The organism is Phycisphaeraceae bacterium (assembly GCA_040222855.1).
In the GTDB taxonomy this organism is placed as follows: Bacteria; Planctomycetota; Phycisphaerae; order Phycisphaerales; family Phycisphaeraceae; genus Mucisphaera.
The window spans coordinates 34,622-41,507 of record JAVKCD010000010.1 but is presented as its reverse complement, the minus strand read 5'-3'; the positions used below and the strand labels follow the sequence as shown (position 1 = coordinate 41,507).

Sequence of the window (6,886 nt, the reverse complement as noted above, 5' to 3'; positions counted from 1 at the left end):
AATCGTCACCGTAGCGCCATTATTGATCGCCGCCAGATCACCAGAACCAGGCTCACCAACGTCCCAACCCGACGAACTGTAGTTGCCGTCAACGCCGCCGTTGTCCCACAACACCGTCGGCGTGTACGTGTCCGCAAGGGCGTTACCCGTCATGGTGCAAACCGCCACAATGCACGTTGTGCTGCTGAGGCGAATGGCCGTTTTCAGCAGGTCTGAGGTTCGGTTCGAAGGCATGAGATTATCCTCGCTTTCTCCAGATGCAGAAATGAAAGAATCAAGACAGGTCAAGGTCGATCCCTCAACTCTCGGCATGGCTACGCGTCATGCCTGTTCCGTAATATGTTCAAGGCTCACATCCACCATGGTGTGAAGAGGATCAGGGATTTGGTCGGCGATGAGGGCGCTGATCATCTTCCCCATCTGCACGCCTTGTTCGTAGGCGGAGATGTAGGGCTTAACGCAGGCATAGGCACCCTTGCGGTGACTGGCTGGAAGCCAGTCTGCCGATATCACACGAGTTGTTTCTGGCCAGTCAAGGCGATCCATGACACAGGCAACAGCCTCGAGTGCCGTTCGTGAGCGGGTGATGATCGCGGATGGCGGATTGCTGCTTGTCATCAGGTGCTGAATCGTGTGGATTGAGAGTTGTGCGTCCGATGGGACGCTTCGGATCACAAGATCACCCGGCTTCACGCCGAGACTCATGGCCTCTGCCGTGATGGCATTGACCATGATGTCATCGCCAAAACCTCTCCGATCACGAAGGATGACCGCAATACGCTGATCGCCCGATTCGAAAGCGGCTCGCACAGCGAGTCTCCCGATCTTGTCTTGATCCAGATCAATTGAGGCAAGCCCCTGACTCTGCGGGTAAGGCGTCCCCATGATGAGGGCCGGAACGCCCTGCAACTGGAAAAAGGATTGGATCTGCGGAGACTTCGAGGCAACGAAATAACCGACCCTGAGTGAACGATCCTCGTTGGCTCTGATCAGACGCTCGGCGTAAACCATTTCCTGATCATCTGGAGCCAGCGACAACTCAACCGAGGCCTTGGTGAGTGCCGAGAGGGTCCCACCCACAACTTCGTTGATGCGCTCTCGCTCTGCGAGGTAGTAGGCTCTGCGGATCAGAAGGCAGATCTGATCGACACTCGATGAATCCGCTACTACCCCTTGCCCAATATACGTGCCAAGCTTCCTGTTGCGAACCAGAAGATTCTCTCTTGCCAGTTGCTGCATCGCTCGATTAGCAGTCCCCTTGGCCACGTTCATCAGGGTCGCCACTTCTTCCGTCGTCAGATAGCGATCACCTTCACGCAGATCCCGCTCACGGATGTCCCTGCGGATCATCTGGACCAGTCGCGCGACGGTTGCGGTATTGCCGGGATGCAGATCGGACAGAGTCATAGCCATCACCTTCAAGGTATCATATTGACTTATAGGATCAAATAGTTTATCTCTTATTTTACAGGCGATCTATTAAATAAGAACACGTAAAGTCATTAAAAATATACTTTTATAATAAAATACGGCTAATCCACCTCCGCGGCTTCTTCAAAACAGTCACGCCGTCATTTCTTAGGAAGAACCATGAGTATTCTTGATCAATCAATGCGTCTGGCAGCAGCAATGCACCGTACGCGCGCCCGCGACTGGAACACGTGGGACACCCGCAGCGTACTGCGCCACGTCCTCCTGCCCGAATCGCTTGCGATTGATATCGGGATCGCAGCGCCGGACCGATTAATCTGGGTTGGTGAGTCTTTTTTCGGGCAGCAGCAGCTCCCCCGCACCGCGGGGACCCAACTCACGAGCATCGGACGTGATCTGAACATTTCGAGCATCCTTGAGATCAGGCCAGGGCCGCGAAGCTATGACGGAGCCTACACCAGCCTCGAACTGGACCTGCGTGGTGCACGTTACCGCGTGGAGACGACTGCCTCGAACGGGCAGTGGGTCGCTCTGATCACACCACTCCAGGAGGTCACCTGGCCACGCGCCGTGACCGTGCACGCGAGGATGCTCTGGAATCGGCCCGGCCATGCCAGCCGAGTCGATGCCCGCACACTGGTCGCTGATCTGCCCGGCCAGGAGATCACGATTCACGTCACGGGTGAGCCTTTCCATGACCCCAACCTGCCAACACCCTCGCCGTATCTCGCCATCCAGGGCGATCAACCCGTCGCCATCAGCACTTCCACGCCACTGAGCCTGGATGAGGTGACCCGGCGTATCGCCGATGCTCGCACGCATCTTGATAAATGGAACGCGGAACATGATGACCAGGCCGAAACGCAGGAGGCAACGCGCGCCTGCATCGCCTGGAATCTGATCTACGAGCCAAGATTCGACCGCGTCATCTGCCCTGTTGCACGCGACTGGAACTGCAAGCGTGGCGGGTACGCCCTGTTCTGCTGGGACAGCTTCTTGACGGCGTGGATGATCACCGCCGATGACCCGGATCTTGGCTACGCGTGCGCGATCGAGACCTTTCGCGAGATGGTCGATGAATCCTTCATCCCCAACGTCGCTCAGGGATCGGGCCGTGTCTCATGCGATCGATCCCAGCCTCCTGTCGGATCCTTATGTCTACTCGGAATGTACCGGCTGCACCCGAATCAAGAAGTCATCGAGTCGCTATGGCCCGCTCTCATGGCATGGAACCGATGGTGGGACTCCGACCGCCAGAACACCAACGGCACGATATCTCTTGGATCAAACCCCTATACGCCACGAGTCGGCGATCCAGCAGAGTTTATCCAGCCCAACACCGGCGACGGTGCGGCAATCGAATCAGGCCTCGACAACGCCCCGATGTACGACGACCCGCCTTTTGATCCCGACACGCATCTCATGCTCATCGAGGATGTCGGCATGACCTCACTCTACGTCGCGGACTGCCAGGCCATGGCTGAACTTGCATTGATTCTGGGCCATCAGCAGGATGCGGACGAACTCCTCGGCCGAGCCGAACGCTACGGACAAGCACTGGAAAATCTCTGGAACGATCAAGAAGGCATTTATCTCAATCGGAGAACGGATAAACAGGAGTGGTCGAAGGCACGATCACCCACCAGCTTCTACCCGCTGATCGGAGGGTATGTCCCTAAGGATCGTGCCGAGCGTCTGGTTTCAGAGCACCTGCTCGAACCGACGCAGTTTGCGGGAGAGTGGATGATTCCGGTCTCTCCAAAACACGAGGAGGCGTTCAAAGAACAGTTGTATCAGCGTGGTCGTGTCTGGCCGCCGGTCAACTTCCTCGTCTACCTTGGCCTTCACCGCTATCCGTTGGATAAAGCGCGCCATACACTCGTGGAGAAGTCGCTCGCTCTGCTGCTCAAGGGCTGGCGTGAACAAGGCGTCGTGGCCGAGACCTACTCAGCCATCGATGGTACTGGTGGACGCGGACCACACACTCATCCACTCTATAGCTGGGGACCCGTGCTCGGCTTCATGAGTCGAATCGAGCGTGGGCAAATCCCTTCACCCTTCGGACCCGCTGGAGAGCACGCTGGGCGGAGTCACTCATGAGCGATTCAAAACCTGTTTACTTCAGTGACCTGGCCATCAAGGCCGACATCCAGCTGATACACGCCGACATGTGCGTCTACGCTGCGACATCGGCCGGTATCGTGGCAGCAATCACCGCGAGGCGGAGAGGCCTCACGGTTGCCCTCCTTCATCCTGGCGATCATCCCGGAGGCATGGCGGCCAACGGCCTGAGCTGTACCGATGTGGGTAACGAAGCGATCATTGGCGGGTTGACCGCAGAGATCTTTGATGCACTTGGCAGCCACTATGGCCTCGCGCGCACTTGGCGACCTGAGCCTCACATCGTGAGGCGAACTTTCGAGCAACTGATGGCGGATCACGAGATCACGCCAATCATCGGACAGTATCTGCATCGCGTCCATCGTGATGGGAAAAGAATCAAGGCCATCGAGATGATTGGCGGCCTGACGGTCACAGCATCGACCTTCCTCGATTGCTCCTACGAGGGTGATCTCATGGCGGCCGCTGATGTGCCCTTCACGCTCGGCCGTGAAGGAAATGCCTTATACGGTGAAACCAGCAACGGCGTGATCGTCCACGACAGCCATCAGTTCGACCACGATGTCTCTCCCTTCCGCATCGAGAACGATCCCGCAAGCGGCCTGTTGCCGGACATCGAGCCATCACACCTCGGTCCGATTGGCGCAGGTGATGGACGGATCCAGGCCTACAACTTCCGTGTCTGCATGACCGCTGACAAGGCAAACCGCATACCCTTCCCGAAACCTGAGAACTACAACCCTCGCCGTTACGAACTATGCAGACGATGGCTCCACGGCACCTCCATTGATTTCTTTAGGAAGTTCGATCCCATTATGGGATCAGAAAAAACCGACACCAATAACCATGGAGCCTTTTCGACAGACCTGATCGGCGGATCCACGCGATGGCCCGTCGCCGGTTATGCCGAGCGAGAGCGGATATTCCAGGAGCACGTCGACTACCAGCAAGGCCTCCACCACTTTCTGGCCCATGATCCATCTGTTCCCGCAACCATCCGCGAGGAATACGCTCGATGGGGACTGGCGGGCGATGAGTTTGCGGACACCGGGCACTGGCCACCACAGCTCTACATCCGCGAAGCCCGACGGATGCTCGGAGATGTCGTGATCACGGAGCGCCACTGCCGGAGTGATGTGATCGATGCGGATGTCATCGCGATGGGTGCCTACCAGATGGACTCTCATAACTGCCGACGGTTTGTCGATACCGCAGGCTTTGTACGCAATGAGGGCGATGTTCAGATCAGATTACGCCGACCCTATGGCATCTCATACCGTGCGATCACCCCCCCGACAGACAGCGTCACCAACCTGCTGGTTCCAGTAGCACTCTCGGCCTCGCACATAGCTTTCGGGTCAATCCGAATGGAGCCTGTCTTCATGATGCTTGCCGAATCCGCGGCGATTGCGGGTCACCTCGCTGCCAGCCAGAACATTCCCGTTCAGGCCTTGCCGTACCCGGACCTCGAGTGTGCCCTGAAGGAGGCCGGTCAGGTCTTGAGCTGTGACGTAGCGATGAGCCTGAATGACGACGGGAACCCAGAGACAATAGTGGAATCCTCTTGATAGGCATTGCCCTCCATAATACGGAAGGTGCATCATGATCCATCCGCCAGTGAGCGTGTCGAGGATGCTGACGATCGTCCTGACGATGCTTACACTATCGCCTGCTTGCCTACACGCCGAGTTGCCTCCGAACTTCGTCATCATCCTCTGTGATGATCTGGGATACGGCGACATCGGTCCCTATAAGTCGGCAGAGGTGAGGACCCCGCATCTGGATCGTCTCGCGCATGAAGGTATGAGTTTTACCGATTTCCACATGGCATCCTCAGTGTGCTCTCCCTCACGAGCTGCCCTGCTCACCGGGCGGTACCCCCAGAGAACCGGCGTCTATTTTGTGATTGACCCGAGGACCGAGTCCACGAGACGCGGGATCAGATCCGACGTGGTGACCTTGGCAGAAGCCCTGGGTGATATCGGCTACGCCACCGGCTGCTTCGGCAAGTGGCACCTCGGCCATCGCGAGGAGCACCTCCCCACCGCCCGGGGGTTCGACCGCTTCGCGGGAATCCCGCTCAGTAACGACATGCCTGTGCCTGATGAGCTTCGCTTCTCCGAGGGCGCCCAACTCGATGGCTATACGCGGGAGCAGGCCTACGAGGCAGAGCCGGGCGTGATCCCCTGGATGATTCAGGATCGCGTGACGGAGTTCCCGGTCGATCAGTCCCAGCTCACAAGGCGTGTGACCCAAGCCAGTATCGATTTCATTGAAGAGCACGCAGACCAGCCATTCTTCCTCTACGTCCCGCATCCCATGCCCCATGTACCCTTGGCGGTATCTGATGCATTTCGCGGCAGCAGTAAGGCGGGCTTATATACAGACGTGATCCAGGAACTTGACTGGGCTGTCGGAGCCATTCTGAAGAAGCTCGACGATCTCGATCTGGCCGAGCGTACGCTCGTGATCTTCACTTCCGACAATGGGCCCTGGCTTCGTCACGGGAACCGCGGGGGCTCATCAGGTCCGCTGCGTGGCGGCAAGACAGGGCCTTATGAAGGCGGCCACCGAGTGCCAGCCATCTTCCGTCAGACCGGCGTGATCCCAGCGAATACCACTCAGGATGAACTGGCTAGTGCGATGGACCTGATGCCGACCTTCATCAGGATGGCGGGCGGTGAGGCTCCACCGGACATTGATGGGCGTGACATCACCCCGCTGCTTCTCGATGAGCCGGGCGCTAGCACGCCGCATGATGCCCTGTACATCGAAGCAACAGTACGCCGTGGCGACTGGAAACTGATCCTTCATCCCGATGGCAGGATTGAGCTCTTTGATCTGAAGAATGATCCCGCTGAGACGAAGGATCTTTCCGTAGACAGGCCAGAGTTGGTTGAAGAACTCAAGGCATTGATGCCACGTGATTTACTACGACCGCCACGGCTGCCGATTCGTGGTCAGTTGAGTGAGAAGGCTTTACGCCTGTTTGGGATAGAACCATAGCGGGGGTCGAGCAGATTGTTGTGCTCCGCCCACCGGCCATTTCAGGCCGCAAAGATGATTTAGGTCTGACTCGAATGTCTGGGAAGAGCAATCTCGGGTCGCCTCGGACGTTTTGTCGCTTGACCCTGATCTGGGGTTCGAACTCACCTCCTTCCGAGTATCGCATCGGTTAGGCAGTTGATGATCCCATGAAGGCTTCTTGAGGCGTCTTGTAGCCCAGTGCTGCGTACGGCCGGAGACGATTGTGCCACATGCTGTAGACGTCCAAACGTGCCTGAATCAGCTCGATGCTCGGCACCATCAGAGACAACCCCAGGCCAAGGCTGTA

The 6,886-nt window shown here is 57.6% G+C and carries 5 protein-coding genes; 3 read left to right on the top strand and 2 right to left on the bottom strand.

All coding sequences use genetic code 11. The annotated features are described in order from the left end of the window. Both RIG82_03420 and RIG82_03415 read right to left on the bottom strand, forming a co-directional pair. A partial coding sequence (locus tag RIG82_03420) for a hypothetical protein (GenBank protein MEQ9459989.1) occupies positions 1-234 on the bottom strand: 234 nt, incomplete at its 3' end. A gap of 87 nt (positions 235-321) precedes the next feature. Next, positions 322-1,413 (bottom strand): GntR family transcriptional regulator, encoded by a 1,092-nt coding sequence (locus tag RIG82_03415; GenBank protein ID MEQ9459988.1) that lies wholly within the window; start codon positions 1,411-1,413, stop codon positions 322-324. Positions 1,414-1,590: 177 nt separating this feature from the next. On the opposite strand from RIG82_03415, the gene RIG82_03410 reads away from it, so the two are divergent. From RIG82_03410 to RIG82_03400, 3 genes are read left to right on the top strand one after another with little or no spacing between them, the layout of a single operon-like run. Beyond that, positions 1,591-3,531, top strand: coding sequence for a trehalase family glycosidase (locus RIG82_03410; GenBank protein ID MEQ9459987.1), 1,941 nt, complete (start codon positions 1,591-1,593; stop codon positions 3,529-3,531). Further along, positions 3,528-5,120 (top strand): FAD-dependent oxidoreductase, encoded by a 1,593-nt coding sequence (locus tag RIG82_03405; GenBank protein MEQ9459986.1) that lies wholly within the window; start codon positions 3,528-3,530, stop codon positions 5,118-5,120. The genes RIG82_03410 and RIG82_03405 overlap by 4 nt, the downstream gene beginning before the upstream one ends. A gap of 34 nt (positions 5,121-5,154) precedes the next feature. After that, positions 5,155-6,558 carry a sulfatase gene (locus tag RIG82_03400; GenBank protein ID MEQ9459985.1) on the top strand — a complete coding sequence of 468 codons (1,404 nt, stop codon included), beginning with the start codon at positions 5,155-5,157 and terminating at the stop codon, positions 6,556-6,558. Positions 6,559-6,886 lie beyond the last annotated feature (328 nt).